The sequence below is a fragment of the Propioniciclava coleopterorum genome (assembly GCF_011393335.1).
GTDB classification, from domain to species: domain Bacteria; phylum Actinomycetota; class Actinomycetes; order Propionibacteriales; family Propionibacteriaceae; genus Propioniciclava; species Propioniciclava coleopterorum.
In genome coordinates, this window is the sequence record NZ_CP049865.1 from 2,677,239 (window position 1) to 2,693,151 (window position 15,913).

The following is a 15,913-nucleotide window of genomic DNA, read 5'->3' on the forward strand; positions in this document are numbered from 1 at the left end:
GCCCCGTTCTGCACCAACCTCCGCATCACGCGGCGCGCCGCGCCGCGCCTCCTCGAAAGGCACCGTCCATGTCCGCCTCAGCTTCTGCGAGCCCCGAGTCCAAGGCCCGCGTGCGCATCCCGTTCTGGGCCCAGGTCCTCATCGGCCTGGCCGTCGGCATCGTCCTGGGCTTCCTGGCCCGCACCTTCTCGCTGGCCTGGCTCACCGAGATCCTCAACACCGTCGGGACGATCTTCGTGCAGTTGCTGCGCGTCATCGTCGTCCCGCTCGTCCTCACCGCGCTCATCGTCTCCATCACCCAGCTGCGTCACGTCGCCAACGCCGCGCGGCTGGCCGTCCAGACGCTGGTGTGGTTCGCCATCACCGCGTTCATCTCGGTCCTCATCGGCATCGGGTTGGGCGTCCTGACCAACCCGGGATCCTCGGCGTCCATCAGCCTCGAGGGCGCCAAGGCGTCCGCGACCCAGGGCACCTGGCTCGACTTCCTCAAGGCGCTCGTCCCCTCGAACTTCCTCGGCCTGGAGGTCACCTCCAGGGCCACCCAGGCCGCCGGGGGAGCGGTGTCGGTCGCCAGCAGCGTCAACTTCAACGTCCTGCAGCTCGTGGTCCTCGGGATCGCCCTGGGCGCCGCGGCCCTGGCCGTCGGCGCGAAGGCCGACCCGTTCATCAGCTTCGCCTCCTCCACCCTGGAGATCCTCCAGAAGCTCGTGTGGTGGATCATCCTGCTGGCCCCGGTCGGCACCGCCGCGCTCATCGGCAAGGCGATCGCCACCTACGGCTGGGACCTGCTCGCGCCGCTGGGCGTGTTCGCCCTCGACGTCTACATCGGCTGCGCCCTGGTGCTGTTCGGCCTGTACCCGGTGCTGCTGAAGCTGCACGGCCTGTCGGTGCGCCGGTTCTTCGCCGGCACCTGGGAGGCCATCACCTTCGCGTTCGTGTCCCGCAGCTCGCTGGGCACCCTGCCGGTGACCCAGAGCAACGCCATCTACAAGCTGGGCGTCCCCCGCAGCTACGCCAGCTTCGCGGTGCCGCTGGGCGCCACGACCAAGATGGACGGCTGCGCCGCCATCTACCCCGCGCTCGCCGCCATCACGGTCGCGCAGCTGTTCGGCGTCCCGCTCACCCTGCAGCACTACGTCCTGATCGCGTTCGTCGCGGTCGTCGGCTCCGCCGCCACCGCGGGCCTGACCGGCGCCATCGTCATGCTGACCCTGACGCTGTCGACCCTGGGGCTGCCGCTGGAGGGCGTCGGCCTGCTGCTGGCCATCGACCCGATCCTCGACATGGTCCGCACCGCCACGAACGTGGCCGGGCAGGCGCTCGTCCCCACGATCGTCGCCAAGCGCGCCGGGATCCTGGACGAGGACGTCTACAACGGCCACCGCACCCTCGAGGCGCCCGAGCCCGAGCCGGCGCTCGCCTGAGTCGCGCGCCGATCCATCAGCTTTGCGCTAGCCCGGGGCGACGCGTAGGCTGGTGGATCGGCGTGGTCTGTCCATCACCGGACCGAGTGTGGTGGACGCGACGGGCCGCATCGCACCACCATCATCAACTTCCAGTTATCGGAGCCCTACTACATGACCTCCACTCCTGAGGCCGCTCAGGTCGCCGTCGACGACTTCAGCTCGGACGATGAGTTCGCCAGCGCAGTCGACGCCACTATCAAGTACTTCAACGACGGGGACATCGTCACCGGTACCGTCGTCAAGGTCGATCGGGACGAGGTCCTGCTCGACATCGGTTACAAGACCGAAGGTGTGATCCCCTCCAAGGAACTCTCCATCAAGCACGACGTGGACCCGTTCGAGGTCGTCGCCGTCGGTGATGAGATCGAGGCCCTCGTTCAGCAGAAGGAGGACAAGGAGGGTCGTCTGATCCTGTCCAAGAAGCGTGCGCAGTACGAGCGCGCCTGGGGCACGATCGAGAAGATCAAGGAAGAGGACGGCGTCGTCACCGGCCGGGTCATCGAGGTGGTCAAGGGCGGCCTCATCGTCGACATCGGCCTGCGTGGCTTCCTGCCCGCGTCCCTGGTGGAGATGCGCCGCGTCCGCGATCTGCAGCCCTACGTGGGTCAGGAGATCGAGGCCAAGATCATCGAGCTGGACAAGAACCGCAACAACGTGGTGCTGTCCCGCCGTGCGTGGCTCGAGCAGACGCAGTCCGAGGTCCGTCACACGTTCCTCAACCAGCTGTCGAAGGGCCAGATCCGCAAGGGTGTCGTCTCCTCGATCGTCAACTTCGGCGCCTTCGTCGACCTGGGCGGCGTGGACGGCCTCGTGCACGTCTCCGAGCTGTCCTGGAAGCACATCGACCACCCGTCCGAGGTCGTCGAGGTCGGCCAGGACGTCACGGTCGAGGTGCTGGACGTCGACATGGACCGCGAGCGCGTCTCGCTGTCGCTGAAGGCGACCCAGGAGGATCCGTGGCAGACCTTCGCCCGGACCCACCAGATCGGTCACATCGTGCCCGGCAAGGTCACCAAGCTGGTGCCGTTCGGTGCGTTCGTCCGCGTGGGCGACGGCATCGAGGGCCTGGTCCACGTGTCCGAGCTCGCCGAGCGTCACGTCGAGATCCCCGAGCAGGTCGTGTCGGTCAACGACGAGGTCATGGTCAAGATCATCGACATCGACCTGGAGCGCCGCCGCATCTCGCTGAGCCTCAAGCAGGCCAACGAGGGCGTCGACGTCGCGGCCGACGACTTCGACCCGTCGCTGTACGGCATGACCGCGTCCTACGACGACCAGGGCAACTACATCTACCCCGAGGGCTTCGATCCGGAGACCCAGGAGTGGAAGCCCGGCTACGAGGACCAGCAGCGCGCGTGGGAGCAGCAGTACGCCGAGGCCCAGGCCCGCTGGATGGCCCACAAGAAGCAGGTCGAGGACGCCGAGGCGGCCGAGAGCGCCGCGGCGCTGGAGTCCAACAACTCCGCGTCCTACTCCGCGGGCGGTGCGGCCGCCACCTCCCCCGAGGGCTCGCTCGCCTCGGACGAGGCCCTGCAGGCCCTGCGCGAGAAGCTGACCGGCGGCAACTGAACCGCCTGACGCGCTGATCGAACGCCGGCGCCCCCGCTCCTTCCCGGAGCGGGGGCGTCGGCGTCTGTGCGCGCACCCGGCGTCCGGGTTCGAGCGGCGCGGTCGGGTCGCCTCCGGCGGGGACGGAGCCCGACCACGCGCAGGACCCGCGAGGCCGCCTCCCCGCCCCGGCGACCGGCCCGGGGATACTGGGGCGTGATCGGACTGCTGATGGCCCAGGGACTGGACGCCGCGGGCGTGCGCTGGCAGCCCACCGCCGGGGACCGGTTCACCCTCCGGTCCTCGGAGATGGCGGGGTCGGTGTTCACGGTGGCCGAGATGGTGATCGAGGCGCGCGAGCGCCCGGGCGGCACGGTGCTCGCGTTCAACGGCACGACCGAGTGGGCGCTGGACTCGGTCGAGTTGGCCGACGCGCTGTGGCTGCCGCTGGAGCATCAACTGCGCGGCCTGTTGGGCGGCGCCTTCCGCGGCCTCCGCCGTGCCGGGGAGGGGTTCGAGGTGGCGATCGAACTCCCGGGCGCGGGGAGCGCAGCTTCGCGGCGCCCGACCCCGCGGACGCCTACGCGGCGGCCCTGCTGGCGCTCGTGGCGGCGTCCCGATGACCGCGCGTGCCGGGACCCGGCGTGACAGGATGGCGGCGTGACGGGACGGATCGCGCTGACCGGGGGGATCGCCTCGGGCAAGTCGGCGGTCGCCGACCTGCTGGCCGAGCGGGGGGCGATCATCATCGACGCCGACGTGCTGGCCCGCGAGGTCGTCGAGCCGGGGACGCCGGGGCTGGACGCCATCGAGGCCCGCTTCGGGGCGGGCGTCCTGACCCCCGACGGCGCGCTCGACCGGGCCGCGCTGGGGCGGATCGTCTTCGCCGACCCGGATGCGCGGGCCGACCTGGAGTCGATCACGCACCCCGCCATCCGCGAGCGCGCCGAGTGGCTGCGCGCCGCGGCTCCGCCCGGGTCGGTGGTGATCGACGTGATCCCGCTGCTGGTCGAGGCGGGGCTGGCGGGCCGGTTCGACACCGTCGTGGTGGTCGACACCGACGAGGAGACCCAGTTGGCACGGCTGCGGGCCCGCAACGGTCTGAGCCGCGAGGACGCCCTGGCCCGCCTGGACGCCCAGGCGTCGCGGGAGCGCCGGCTGGCCGCGGCCGATCTCGTGGTCGAGAACACCGGCGACCTGGACGCCCTGCGTCGCCGGGTCGCGGTGCTGTGGGGAGAACTCACCCGCGCCTGAGCCCTGTTCGCCCACGGCTTGCGGCCCAGGTTTTGTCGGAGCGGACGCCTACGCTGGAGTCATGCGCCCCACGACAGACATCACGCGGCGGGTGGCCCCGTTCCACGTCCAGGCGGACTTCGAGCCCGGCGGCGACCAGCCCGCCGCCATCGCCGAGCTCGAGCGCCGGATCAACGCGGGCGAGCAGGATGTGGTGCTCCTGGGCGCCACCGGCACCGGCAAGACGGCCACGGTGGCGTGGCTGGCCGAGCGGCTGCAGCGGCCCATGCTCGTCATGCAGCCGAACAAGACGCTGGCGGCGCAGTTCGCCACCGAGTTGCGGCAGTTCTTCCCCGACAACGCCATCGAGTACTTCGTCAGCTACTACGACTACTACCAGCCCGAGGCGTACGTCCCGCAGTCGGACACCTACATCGAGAAGGACTCCTCGCTGAACGAGGAGGTCGAGCGGCTGCGGCACTCGGCCACCAACTCGCTGCTCACCCGGCGCGACGTCATCGTCGTGGCGACCGTGTCGGCGATCTACGGCCTGGGCACGCCGCAGGAGTACGTGGACCGCATGCTGCGGCTGCGGGTGGGCGAGGAGCACGACATGGAGTCGCTGGCCCGCTCGCTGGTGACGAACCAGTACGTCCGCAACGACCTGGCCGCCACCCGCGGCACGTTCCGCGTCCGGGGCGACACGATGGAGATCTTCCCGATGTACGAGGAGAACGCCGTCCGGGTGGAGTTCTTCGGCGACGAGATCGAGGCGCTGTCCACGCTGCACCCGCTCACGGGCGAGGTGCTCAGCGAGGACGCCGAGGTCTACGTGTTCCCCGCGTCGCACTACGTGGCCGGCCCCGAGCGGATGGAGCGCGCGCTGGGCGGCATCGAGACCGAGCTCACCGACCGGCTGACGGAGCTGGAGGGCGAGAACAAGCTGCTGGAGGCGCAGCGGCTGCGCATGCGCACCGGCTACGACGTCGAGATGATGCGCCAGATCGGCACCTGCTCGGGCATCGAGAACTACTCCCGCCACATCGACGGCCGCGGCCCCGGCACGCCGCCGAACTGCCTGCTGGACTACTTCCCCGAGGACTTCGTGCTGGTCGTGGACGAGTCGCACGTCACGGTGCCGCAGATCGGCGGCATGTACGAGGGCGACATGTCGCGCAAGCGCACCCTGGTCGACTTCGGGTTCCGGCTCCCCAGCGCGATGGACAACCGGCCGCTGCGCTTCGAGGAGTTCACCGAGCGCATCGGGCAGACGGTGTACCTGTCGGCGACGCCGGGCCCCTACGAGCTGGCGCGCGGCGACGGCTACGTCGAGCAGGTGATCCGCCCGACCGGCCTGGTCGACCCCGAGGTGATCGTGAAGCCCACGAAGGGCCAGATCGACGACCTGATGGGCGAGATCCGGCCGCGCGTCGAGCGCAACGAGCGCGTCCTGGTCACGACGCTGACCAAGAAGATGGCCGAGGACCTGACGGACTACCTGATGGAGAACGGCATCCGCACCCGCTACCTCCACTCGGAGGTCGACACGCTCAAGCGCATCGAGCTGCTGCGCGAGCTGCGGCTGGGCAGCTACGACGTGCTGGTGGGCATCAACCTGCTGCGGGAGGGCCTCGACCTGCCCGAGGTGTCGCTGGTCGCGATCCTGGACGCCGACAAGGAGGGCTTCCTGCGCTCGGAGCGGTCGCTCATCCAGACGATCGGCCGCGCGGCCCGTAACGTCGGCGGCCAGGTGCACATGTACGCCGACAAGATGACCCCGTCGATGGAGGCCGCCATCGACGAGACGAACCGGCGCCGCGACAAGCAGGTCGCCTACAACACCGAGCACGGCATCGACCCCCAGCCGCTGCGCAAGAAGATCGCCGACATCACCGAGATGCTCGCCCGCGAGGACGCCGACACCTGGGACGTCGTGGGTCGGTTCGACGAGAAGAAGACCTCCCCGGTGCCGAGCAAGGACCGCGACCTGGCGGCCCTGCCGACCTCGGAGCTGGCGAGCCTGGTCCACGAGCTCACCGACCAGATGCACGCCGCCGCCCGCGACCTGCAGTTCGAGACGGCGGCGCAGCTGCGCGACGAGATCCACGACCTGAAGAAGACGATCCGGCAGGTGGTCGAGGCCACCAAGTGACGCTCCCCGGCGGCGCCGCGGGCTCGTGACCGCGCCCCGGGCCGGGGCGAAGCCTCAGCTGCCCGGGCGTGCACCCGTCACACCACGGTGTCGCGCCCCTCGACCACCGCGTGGTTCGCCACCTGGAAGGGGGTCGGCCGCAGCGACGATCGCGATCGCGCCGGTGCCGGTGGTCCGCACGTCGCTGACCTCGAACGCGCCGGCCGGCGTCCCGGTGTCGAACAGCCGCTTGCCCGCCCCGACCACGGTCGGGAACTGGATCACGTGGTACTCGTCCACCAGCCCGTGCTCGGTCAGCGCCTGGATGAGCCGCCAACTGCCGTGCACCTGCAGGTTCCCCTCCCCGGACGCCTTCAGCGCGCGGATCCGCTCGGCGACGTCGTCGCCGATGACCTCCACGGTGTTGTTCCAGGTGGCGCGCTCCGGGGTCAGCGTGCGCGAGACCACGTGCTTGGGGGCGGCGTTCAGCCGCGCGGCGGTCGCGTCCTTCGGGTCGGTGACGTGCGGCCAGTAGGAGGCCATCACGTCGTAGGTGTGCCGTCCGAACAGCAGGGCGTCGGTGCGCGCGAACCAGCCGTCGACGACCTCGCCGAACACCTCGTCGACGAAGCGCCCCATCCAGCCGCCGTGCTCGAAGCCGCCGCTGCGGTCCTCGTCGGGGCCGCCGGGGGACTGCAAGCGGCGGACCAGGTCGTCGGTGCGGGCGGAGACGGCGGCGGTGAGGTCCACGACGTCGGGGTGCGGCTGATCGGGTGGCACCGGCTCATTCTGCGGCACGCCCCCCGATCCGCCCCGGTCGGGCCGGGAAACCAGAGGGCGGACACGCCCCTCGCCGCGGGCCGGGATCACCCCTACGATGCCGCCAGCCGAAATCTCGCCGTGGAGGTCGTTGTGGCAGCACCTGTGCTCATCATCGGAGCGGGCCCCGCCGGGCTCGCCGTCGCCCGCGCGCTGTCCGAGCGCGGGTTGGACTACGCGCACGTCGAACGTCACACGGGCGTCGGCGGCGTCTGGGACATCGACGCGCCGGGGACCCCGATGTACGAGTCGGCGCACTTCATCTCGTCGCGGACCGTGTCGGGCTTCAGCGGGTTCCCGATGCCGGACGACTACCCGGACTACCCGAGCCACCGGCAGATCCTCGGCTACCTGCGGGCGTTCGCCGACCACCACGGCCTGACCGGGCGGATCCGGTTCGGCACCGAGGTCACCTCGCTCGCGCCCGAGGCGTCGAGGTGGCGGGTCGGCTTCGCCGACGGCACCACGGCCGAGCACTCCGCGGTGATCGTCTGCACGGGTGCCCAGTGGACGCCGCTGGCGCCGAGCATCGAGGGCTTCACCGGCGAGGTGCGGCACTCGGTGACCTACCGGTCGGCCGACGAGTTCGCCGGCCGGCGCGTCCTGATCGTGGGCGGGGGCAACTCGGCGTGCGACATCGCCTGCGACGCCGCCCGGACGGCGGCGCACGCCAGCATCAGCATGCGGCGCGGGTACTGGTTCATCCCCAAGCACGTGTTCGGCGTGCCGTCCGACATCGTCGGCGGTGCCGGCTCGTTCCTGCCCAAGCGCCTCGAGCGGGCCCTGCTGCAGCCGCTGCTGCGCCTCCTGGTGGGCGACCTGACGCGCGTGGGGCTGCAGAAGCCCGACCACAAGCTGTTCGAGACCCACCCCGTCCTCAACGACCAGTTGCTGCACCACCTGCGCCACGGCGACGTGACGCCGCGGGTGGGCGTCCGCGGGGCCGACGGCGCGACGGTGACCTTCACCGACGGCACCAGCGCGCCGTTCGACCTCATCCTGCTCGCCACCGGGTACCAGCACGCGGTGCCGTTCGCCCAGGACCTGTTCGGCGACCCGCAGCATCCCGACGACCTCTACCTGAACGCGTTCTCGCGGCGGCACCCCGGCCTGTACGCCGTCGGGTTCACCGAGACGAACTCGGGCGCCTACCACCTGTTCGACAAGCAGGCGCACCTCGTCGCCGGCTACCTGGGCGAGCGGGCTGCCGGCACCCAGATGGCCGCGCGGTTCGCCGAGCGGATCCGCAGCGACCGGCCGCGCCTGAGCAACGGGCTGCGGTTCGACTCCTCGCCGCGCCACCGCGGCTACGTGGACGCCGACGCCTTCGTCGCGTACCTGGACCGCACCGGCGCCGAGTTCGGGTGGGCCGTCGGCTCGGAGGCGGCCCGATGAGCTACGACTACCGGGGCAAGGTGATCGCGATCACGGGCGGGGCCGGGGGCATCGCGGCCGCGTTCCTCCACCCGGCCGCCGAGCGCGGCGCCACCCTGGCCGTCATCGACGTGCGCGCCGAGCGCGCCGGCGAGGCCGTCGCGGCGCTGCCCGGCGCCGGCCACCGCGCGTACGCGTGCGACCTGACCGACGAGTCCCAGGTGGAGCGGCTGATCGCGGCGCTGCAGCGCGACTTCGGACGCCTCGACGTGCTCATCAACAACGTCGGCATGACCAGCGCGGAGCGGTTCGACGAGCGCGACGTCGCGAGCATCCGCCGCGAACTGGAGGTCAACCTGATCTCGCCGCTGGTGCTGACCCGGCTGGCCGTCCCGCTGCTGCGGGCCGCGCCCGACCCGCGCGTCATCACCACGGTGTCGCTGGGCGGGATCATGCCGCTGGGGAGACCCCGATCTACACCGCGTCCAAGTTCGGGCTGCGCGGGGCGATGCTGTCCATCGGCCTGGACCTGGCGTCCAAGGGGATCACGGTGAGCTCGGTGCTGCCGTCGGCCACCGACACCCCGATGCTGCGGCGCGAGGCCGTCGAGGGCGGCAACAGCCTGCAGTTCCAGGACCCGCCGCTGCCGCCGGCCGCCGTCGCCCGGGCGATGATGGGGCTGCTGGACCGGCCGCGCCTGGAGGCGTACCCGCGGCTGTCGGAGTCGCTGCTGGTCCGGTTCGGCACCCTGTTCCCCAACCAGCTGCCGCGGCTCATGTCCCTGTTCCGGCGCAAGGGCGAGCGCGGCCTGGACGCCTACCTGCGCGGGCTGGAGGCCCAGGGGCTGGCGCGCCGAACGGCGGCGGGGTGGGAACTCGTCGAAGGCTGAGGCGGTACCCGGCGGTCGGCCCGCGCCCAGCCCTCAGCCCTTCGCCAGCGTGGAGACCACCAGATCGCGGATCACGGCGGCGTCCTCGATCCGGGGGGCGGTGCACAGCATCGTGACCAGCATCTTGGTCTCGGGGTCGAAGATATTCACTTCCCAGCCGCGCATGCCCGCCGCCACCTCGTCGGGGCGGCTCACCAGCACGGCCTGGCCGACCGGCGTCTGCACGCGCTCGACCGTCCCGAGCTCGCGGCCCATGGCGTCGGCCACCGCTTGGAGGTGCTCGTCGGTGGGCTCGGCCATGTCCTCGGCGCCGGAGATCATGACCATGGCCGGGATGGTCCCGTCGGGACGCAGCACCGTGGGCGCGTTGAGCAGCCACTCGGTCGAGGGCATGGCGTCGCCGTCCTTGACCTCGCCGGAGCGTTCCATGCCGGGAACGATGTACGCGGACCCCTTGGGCACCTGGAACGTCCAGCCGACGTCGGACAGACCGATCCGGGCGCCGGGCTCCACGACGAACGCCGCCGGCTGCCCGGGCAGCGCCGGGCCGGGCCCGGGCAGGGCGGGTGCGGCGCAGCCGCCCAGCGTCAGCGCGCCGACGAGGGCGGGGAGGATCAGGGTGGCCAGGCGGGAGCGGGTCATGCCGCCGAGCCTAAAGGGGCCCTCGCGGGGCGGGCCAGCGGCGCCGCCCCGCGGACGCCGCGCTCAGGGCAGCGTGAGCGTGTCGAGCACCAGGCGCGAGGTCGCCCGGGCGGCGGCGTCGCTGGAAGCGGTGACGGTGATGACCAACGCCTCGCCCGAGGACAGGAAGTTGATCGCGACGCCGTGCGCCGTGGGGCCCTCCGCGTCGATGGAGTACCGCACGACGGTCGCCCGCGTCCCCGACGGGGTGGTCAGCTTCTCGACGGCGCCGACGTCCCACCCGAGCTTGGTGAACTCGTTGCGGAAGATCTCCTCGCCCGGCACGATGCCGAAGTCGTTGAGGCGGGTGACGTTGATGCTGTCGGTGAACCCGGGGCGCACCTCGCCCACCGCCATGAGCTCCATCTCCTCCTCGATGAGGGCGATGACCTCCTCCTCGGACATGCCCAGCGCGTCGGCCAGGGTCGACACCTCGGGCGGCAGGTCGCCCTTGCCGTCGCGGCGGGTCAGGATCCGAGAGTCCACGACGGTCCAGTCGTCCGGCAGCGCGAAGGAGATCTCGGACCGGGTGGTGGTGACCATGGTCGAGCCGGCGGGCAGCGTGGGGGTGGGCGTCGGCGTCGCGGTGGGTGTCGCCGTCGGCGTGGCGGTACCGGCGGGCGCGGCCGGGGTGGTGCGCACGGGGACGGGGGCCGGGCGGCGCCCCGCGCCGAGGAACGAAGTGACGCTGCACCCCGACGTGAGGGCCGCGACCAGGAGCGCGGCCACCAGCGCGCGCAGGGGTGTCATGGGCGCAGCCTAGGGGCGGGCGACCACCCCGCGACAGCCCCGGATCGCGAACACGCTGGCAGGATGGCGGCATGGAGATTCACAGCGCAGTCGTGGGCACCATGGAGAACAACGCCTACCTGCTCATCGAGGGCGGACAGGGCCTGCTGATCGACGCCGCCGCCGACCCGCTGGCGCTGCTGGCGATGATCGGGGACACCCCGGTCGAGGCGCTCGTCACGACGCACCGGCACCGCGACCACGTCCAGGCGCTGGCGGCCGTCGCGAGCCACACGGGAGCCCGCCTGGTCGCCGGCGCCCCGGACGCCGACGCCATCGAAGGCGAGACCGGCGTGACCATCGACGACCGGGTCTGGGACGGCGACACGGTCCGGGTCGGGGACGTCGAACTGGAGGTGATCGGGCTGGTCGGGCACACGCCCGGCTCCATCGCGCTGGCGTACACGCCGGCCGACGGCCCGGTGCACCTGTTCACCGGGGATTCGCTGTTCCCCGGCGGCGTCGGGAAGACGGGGTCCACGGACGACTTCACCCGCCTGCTGGACGACGTCGAGGCCAAGCTGTTCGACCGCTTCGGCGACGACACCGTGGTCCAGCCGGGCCACGGGCTGCCCACGACGCTGGGCGCGGAGCGCCCGCACCTGGCGGAGTGGCGCGAGCGCGGCTGGTGACGCAGCGACGCCGTCGGGCCGCTCCGCACCGAGAAAATCAACCACGACGCACTCGAGCCCCGATCCGGGGGTGATCCGACGGGCTGAAGGGCCGTGACTGCGCCGACGTTGATTTTTCCGGCGGCGGCGGTGAGCGTCAGCCGGCGAGCGGGAGGGTGAGCGTCAGCCGGCGAGCGGGAAGGTGATCGGGGCGGGGGAGTCGAGTTCGTCGTCCTCGTCCGCGTCGGACGACCCGTCGACCTCCCACGTCAGGCCGTCGCCGTCGGTGCGGCCGGTGAGCCAGGCCCACAGCGCGGCGTCCGGGCCGGAGACCGCGCGCCGCTCGCCCACGCCGCCGAGCGAGGCGGTGACGCCCGCGTCGGAGGAGATGTCCACGGCGGGCAGCGAGGGGTCATCGCGCATGAGCAGGACCGTCCACTCCAGCAGCCAGCCGGCGGGGATCGGGTCGACGTCCTGCCAGGAGAAGTCGGTGTTGAGGTCGAGGTGGTGCAGGATCAGCTCCTGCAGCCGGATGAGGGTGACGACCGACAGCGGGAACTCCCCGGCGGGGAGCCGGACCGGCACCATCCAGTCCTCGACGCGGTCCATCAGGCGCGCCAGCTCGCCGGCCGCGGTGTCCAGGTCGACGTGCAGGTCCAGCCCGGAGCGCTCGGCGCCGCGCTCGATGTCGTTGTACTTCAGGCTGGCCGAGGGGTACAGCGGGGCGGGGTCGCCGGACAGGGACGCGGCGATCAGCCGGCGCAGCGCGTCGGCGTTGCGGGCGATGTGGGTGGCGACGTGCGCGCGGCTCCACCCGGGCAGCAGGGACGCGGAGCGCCACTGCTCCTCGTCGAGTTCGATGGTGTCCCGCAGCAGCGACTGCGTGGCCAACGCGATCCTCTTCAGCGGAGGGCCGACCTGGCCCTGGTTGAGGATCGCAAGCATGGTGTCACCCTAGCCCGGCAGCCGGGGGCCCCGGGGGAAAGCCCACCCAAGAATTGTCTGAGGGACGGCCTACCATGGGTCGGGTGACTGAACGACTGATCGTGGCGGGCGCGCGCGAGCACAATCTGCGCAACGTCAGCCTCGAACTCCCCCGCGATGCCCTCATCGTGTTCACCGGTTTGTCGGGCTCCGGCAAGTCCTCGCTGGCCTTCGACACCATCTTCGCCGAGGGCCAGCGCCGCTACGTCGAGTCGCTGTCCGCCTACGCCCGGCAGTTCCTGGGGCAGATGGACAAGCCCGACGTCGACTTCATCGAGGGGCTCTCCCCGGCGGTGGCGATCGACCAGAAGTCCACCAGCAGGAACCCCCGGTCCACGGTCGGCACCATCACCGAGATCTACGACTACCTGCGCCTGCTGTACGCGCGCATCGGGCACCCGCACTGCCCGAGTGCGGCGCCACCATCTCCCGACAGACGCCGCAGCAGATCGTCGACCGGCTGCTCGAACTCGCCGAGGGCACCCGCTTCATGGTGCTCGCCCCCGTCGTCCGCGGCCGCAAGGGCGAGCACACCGAGCTGATGCGCTCCTACATCACCCAGGGCTTCACCCGCGTCCGGGTCGACGGCGAGATCCACCAGCTCACGGCGGTGCCGGAGCTCGACAAGCAGAAGCGGCACAACATCGAGGTCGTCGTCGACCGGCTGGCCGTCAAGCCCACCATCAAGCAGCGGCTCACCGACTCGGTGGAGACGGCGCTCGCGCTGGCCGACGGCGTGATCGAGGTGGAGTTCGTCGACGCGGACGCCGCCCACGCCAACCGCGTCCGCCGGTACTCCGAGAAGCTGGCCTGCCCCAACGGCCACGACATCTCGCTGGAGGAACTCGAGCCGCGGCAGTTCTCCTTCAACGCCCCGTGGGGCGCGTGTCCGGTCTGCTCGGGCCTCGGCACCCGCATGGAGGTCGACCCGGAGCTGATCATCCCCGACCCGGGCAAGAGCCTGTCCGAGAACGCGATCTCGCCCTGGTCGACGGTCTACGTCTCGGGCTACTTCCAGTCGATCTTCCGCACGCTGGCCGCCGAGCGCGGCTTCAGCGTCAACACGCCGTGGGAGGAGCTCACCCCCGCGGTGCAGAACCTGATCCTCAACGGCGTCAAGGGCAAGATCAAGGTCAGCCACACCAACCGGCACGGCCGCACCACCACCTACAACGCCTCCTTCGAGGGCGCCGTGCCCTACGTGCGCCGCCGGTTCACCGAGGCCGAGAGCGACAACAGCCGCGAGCGGTTCGCCGGCTACATGCGCGAGGTGCCGTGCGAGGCCTGCCACGGCGCCCGGCTCAAGCCGACCTCGCTCGCCGTCACCGTGAACGACCTCAACATCGCCGAGGTGGCGGGGCTGTCGATCGCGAAGGCGCAGGAGTTCATGCGCGGCCTGACGCTGTCCGAGCGCGAGGCCGCCATCGCGCAGCGGGTCGTGAAGGAGATCAACGAGCGGCTGCGGTTCCTGCTCGACGTCGGCCTGGACTACCTGACGCTCGCCCGCCCCGCGGGCACGCTGTCGGGCGGCGAGGCGCAGCGGATCCGGCTCGCCACGCAGATCGGGTCGGGGCTCGTCGGCGTCCTGTACGTGCTGGACGAGCCGTCCATCGGCCTGCACCAGCGCGACAACCGGCGCCTCATCGACACCCTGGTCCGCCTCCGGAACCTGGGCAACACCCTCATCGTGGTCGAGCACGACGAGGACACGATCCGCACCGCCGACTACGTGGTCGACATCGGCCCCGGCGCCGGCGAGCACGGCGGCAAGGTGGTGGTCGCCGGCTCGGTGGACGACCTGCTCGCCAGCAAGGAGTCCCTCACCGGCGCGTACCTGTCCGGACGCCGCGAGATCCCGGTGCCCGCGGTGCGCCGGCCGGGCAACGGCAAGTCGCTGAAGATCGTGGACGCCACCGAGAACAACCTCCGCAACGTGACCGTGGACGTCCCGCTGGGCCAGCTCGTCGCCGTGACGGGGGTCTCCGGCTCGGGCAAGTCGTCGCTGGTGAACCAGATCCTGTCCAAGGCGCTGGCCCGCCACCTCTACAACGCCAAGGACGTGCCGGGCCGCCACCGGCGCATCGTCGGGCTCGACAACATCGACAAGGCGATCCACGTCGACCAGTCGCCCATCGGACGCACGCCCCGCTCCAACCCGGCCACCTACACCGGCGTCTTCGACCGGATCCGCAAGCTGTTCGCCGAGACGCCCGAGTCGAAGGCGCGCGGCTACCAGCCCGGGCGGTTCTCGTTCAACGTCAAGGGCGGCCGCTGCGAGCACTGCGCCGGCGACGGCACCATCAAGATCGAGATGAACTTCCTGCCCGACGTGTACGTCCCGTGCGAGGTCTGCCACGGCGCCCGCTACAACCGGGAGACCCTCGAGATCCACTACAAGGGCAAGACGATCGCCCAGGTGCTCGACATGCCCATCGAGGAGGCCGTGGAGTTCTTCGCGCCCATCAACGCGATCAAGCGGTACCTCGAGACGCTGGTCGACGTGGGTCTGGGCTACGTCCGGCTGGGCCAGCCCGCCACCACGCTGTCGGGCGGCGAGGCGCAGCGCGTCAAGCTCGCCACCGAACTGCAGCGCCGCTCGACGGGCAAGACGATCTACATCCTCGACGAGCCGACCACGGGCCTGCACTTCGAGGACATCAACAAGCTGCTCGGCGTCCTGAACCGCCTGGTCGATCAGGGCAACAGCGTCCTGGTGATCGAGCACAACCTGGACATCATCAAGTCCTCGGACTGGGTGATCGACATGGGCCCCGAGGGCGGCTCGCGCGGCGGCGAGGTCGTCGCGACCGGGACGCCCGAGCAGGTGGCGCTCAACCCGGCCAGCCACACCGGCGAGTACCTGCGTCCGCTGCTGGCCGAGGAGGCGGCCTGAGCCACGCGATAGCGGCGTTCAAAGCGGTGCACAACGTCCGCGCCGCCGGTGCCTGACGCGCGGGCCGGTTCGGCTAGGCGCTCGACACCTTGACGTCCGCGCCGTCCAGGACGGCCTTGGCGGGCTTCAGCGGCTTGGTGGCCGGCCCGTTGGTGACCGAGCCGTCGGCGATCGAGAAGCGCGCACCGTGGCAGCGGCACACGATCTCGGCGCCCTCGATCGCCGCCACCGGGCAGCCCTGGTGCGTGCACATCTTGTTGAACGCCTTGTACTCGCCCGCGGTCGGCTGGGTCACGACGAAGGACGCGTTGTCGAGGATCTTCCCGCCGCCCACCGGGATGCTGTCGGCCGGGACCGCGAGCGCGTTGCCCGCCGGCGGGGCGCCCGGCGAGGCGCTCGGCGCGCTGCAGCCGGCGGTCGCGGCGGCGGTGCCGACGGCGACGGCGGTGAGGCCGGCGGAGGTGAGGAAGGTGCGTCGGTCCGAAGTCATGGGTG

Annotated in this window: 14 protein-coding genes and 1 pseudogene; 10 read left to right on the plus strand and 5 right to left on the minus strand. The window is 71.4% G+C overall.

All coding sequences use genetic code 11. The features are described from left to right. The first annotated feature begins 68 nt into the window (after positions 1-68). The 5 genes from G7070_RS12750 to uvrB all read left to right on the plus strand — a co-directional run bounded on the left by G7070_RS12750 (position 69) and on the right by uvrB (position 6,399). Complete coding sequence (locus G7070_RS12750; protein WP_166234048.1) at positions 69-1,424, plus strand: dicarboxylate/amino acid:cation symporter; 1,356 nt, start codon at positions 69-71, stop codon at positions 1,422-1,424. Positions 1,425-1,577: 153 nt separating this feature from the next. Further along, positions 1,578-3,035 (plus strand): 30S ribosomal protein S1, encoded by a 1,458-nt coding sequence (rpsA, locus tag G7070_RS12755; RefSeq protein ID WP_166234049.1) that lies wholly within the window; start codon positions 1,578-1,580, stop codon positions 3,033-3,035. 195 nt (positions 3,036-3,230) lie between these two features. Then, entirely contained in the window at positions 3,231-3,662 is a 432-nt protein-coding gene (locus G7070_RS12760; RefSeq protein ID WP_206079780.1) for a pilus assembly protein CpaE, read from the plus strand. A gap of 12 nt (positions 3,663-3,674) precedes the next feature. Continuing rightward, positions 3,675-4,268: a dephospho-CoA kinase gene (gene coaE, locus G7070_RS12765; protein WP_246227099.1), complete on the plus strand. Its 594-nt coding sequence runs from the start codon at positions 3,675-3,677 to the stop codon at positions 4,266-4,268. Positions 4,269-4,329: 61 nt separating this feature from the next. Beyond that, on the plus strand, positions 4,330-6,399 hold the full coding sequence (gene uvrB, locus G7070_RS12770) for an excinuclease ABC subunit UvrB (RefSeq protein WP_166234050.1): 2,070 nt from the start codon (positions 4,330-4,332) through the stop codon (positions 6,397-6,399). Between the two features lie 54 nt (positions 6,400-6,453). On the opposite strand, the gene G7070_RS12775 is transcribed toward uvrB, so the two are convergent. Further along, positions 6,454-7,158, minus strand: coding sequence for a dihydrofolate reductase family protein (locus G7070_RS12775; protein ID WP_206079781.1), 705 nt, complete (start codon positions 7,156-7,158; stop codon positions 6,454-6,456). A 132-nt stretch (positions 7,159-7,290) separates the two neighbouring features. Between G7070_RS12775 and G7070_RS12780 the strand changes: the two genes are divergently transcribed. From G7070_RS12780 to G7070_RS19645, 3 genes are read left to right on the plus strand one after another with little or no spacing between them, the layout of a single operon-like run. After that, positions 7,291-8,592 carry a flavin-containing monooxygenase gene (locus G7070_RS12780; protein WP_206079782.1) on the plus strand — a complete coding sequence of 434 codons (1,302 nt, stop codon included), beginning with the start codon at positions 7,291-7,293 and terminating at the stop codon, positions 8,590-8,592. Continuing rightward, a complete protein-coding gene (locus G7070_RS19640) occupies positions 8,589-9,125 on the plus strand; it encodes an SDR family NAD(P)-dependent oxidoreductase (protein ID WP_206079783.1) in 537 nt (178 codons plus the stop codon). Before G7070_RS12780 ends, G7070_RS19640 begins: the two co-directional genes overlap by 4 nt. Then, entirely contained in the window at positions 9,080-9,460 is a 381-nt protein-coding gene (locus tag G7070_RS19645; protein ID WP_206080163.1) for an SDR family oxidoreductase, read from the plus strand. The genes G7070_RS19640 and G7070_RS19645 overlap by 46 nt, the downstream gene beginning before the upstream one ends. Before the next feature lie 33 nt (positions 9,461-9,493). Here the strand turns inward: G7070_RS19645 and G7070_RS12790 are convergent, their stop codons facing one another. Further along, the gene (locus G7070_RS12790) at positions 9,494-10,102 is read right to left on the minus strand and encodes a hypothetical protein (RefSeq protein WP_166234051.1); all 609 of its coding nucleotides are present in this window, start codon (positions 10,100-10,102) and stop codon (positions 9,494-9,496) included. A 63-nt stretch (positions 10,103-10,165) separates the two neighbouring features. Next, positions 10,166-10,891, minus strand: a complete 726-nt coding sequence (locus G7070_RS12795) for a hypothetical protein (RefSeq protein WP_166234052.1) — start codon at positions 10,889-10,891, stop codon at positions 10,166-10,168. Positions 10,892-10,962: 71 nt separating this feature from the next. On the opposite strand from G7070_RS12795, the gene G7070_RS12800 reads away from it, so the two are divergent. After that, on the plus strand, positions 10,963-11,562 hold the full coding sequence (locus tag G7070_RS12800; protein WP_166234053.1) for an MBL fold metallo-hydrolase: 600 nt from the start codon (positions 10,963-10,965) through the stop codon (positions 11,560-11,562). A 162-nt stretch (positions 11,563-11,724) separates the two neighbouring features. Here G7070_RS12800 and G7070_RS12805 read toward each other — a convergent pair whose 3' ends face one another. Further along, positions 11,725-12,486, minus strand: coding sequence for a maleylpyruvate isomerase family mycothiol-dependent enzyme (locus tag G7070_RS12805; protein WP_166234054.1), 762 nt, complete (start codon positions 12,484-12,486; stop codon positions 11,725-11,727). Between the two features lie 74 nt (positions 12,487-12,560). Between G7070_RS12805 and uvrA the strand changes: the two are divergent. Continuing rightward, positions 12,561-15,403, plus strand: a pseudogene (gene uvrA, locus G7070_RS12810) (excinuclease ABC subunit UvrA); the annotation flags it as partial. 88 nt (positions 15,404-15,491) lie between these two features. On the opposite strand, the gene G7070_RS12815 reads toward uvrA, so the two are convergent. Then, a complete protein-coding gene (locus G7070_RS12815; protein ID WP_166234055.1) occupies positions 15,492-15,908 on the minus strand; it encodes a Rieske (2Fe-2S) protein in 417 nt (138 codons plus the stop codon). Positions 15,909-15,913 lie beyond the last annotated feature (5 nt).

Bases quoted from the DNA above. Each gene is read 5' to 3' on its own strand.
- G7070_RS12805 (WP_166234054.1), bottom strand. From the start codon at position 12,486: ATGCTTGCGATCCTCAACCAGGGCCAGGTCGGCCCTCCGCTGAAGAGG.
- G7070_RS12790 (WP_166234051.1), bottom strand. From the start codon at position 10,102: ATGACCCGCTCCCGCCTGGCCACCCTGATCCTCCCCGCCCTCGTCGGC.
- G7070_RS12800 (WP_166234053.1), top strand. From the start codon at position 10,963: ATGGAGATTCACAGCGCAGTCGTGGGCACCATGGAGAACAACGCCTAC.
- rpsA (WP_166234049.1), top strand. From the start codon at position 1,578: ATGACCTCCACTCCTGAGGCCGCTCAGGTCGCCGTCGACGACTTCAGC.
- uvrB (WP_166234050.1), top strand. From the start codon at position 4,330: ATGCGCCCCACGACAGACATCACGCGGCGGGTGGCCCCGTTCCACGTC.
- G7070_RS19645 (WP_206080163.1), top strand. From the start codon at position 9,080: ATGCTGTCCATCGGCCTGGACCTGGCGTCCAAGGGGATCACGGTGAGC.
- G7070_RS19640 (WP_206079783.1), top strand. From the start codon at position 8,589: ATGAGCTACGACTACCGGGGCAAGGTGATCGCGATCACGGGCGGGGCC.
- G7070_RS12815 (WP_166234055.1), bottom strand. From the start codon at position 15,908: ATGACTTCGGACCGACGCACCTTCCTCACCTCCGCCGGCCTCACCGCC.
- G7070_RS12750 (WP_166234048.1), top strand. From the start codon at position 69: ATGTCCGCCTCAGCTTCTGCGAGCCCCGAGTCCAAGGCCCGCGTGCGC.
- G7070_RS12795 (WP_166234052.1), bottom strand. From the start codon at position 10,891: ATGACACCCCTGCGCGCGCTGGTGGCCGCGCTCCTGGTCGCGGCCCTC.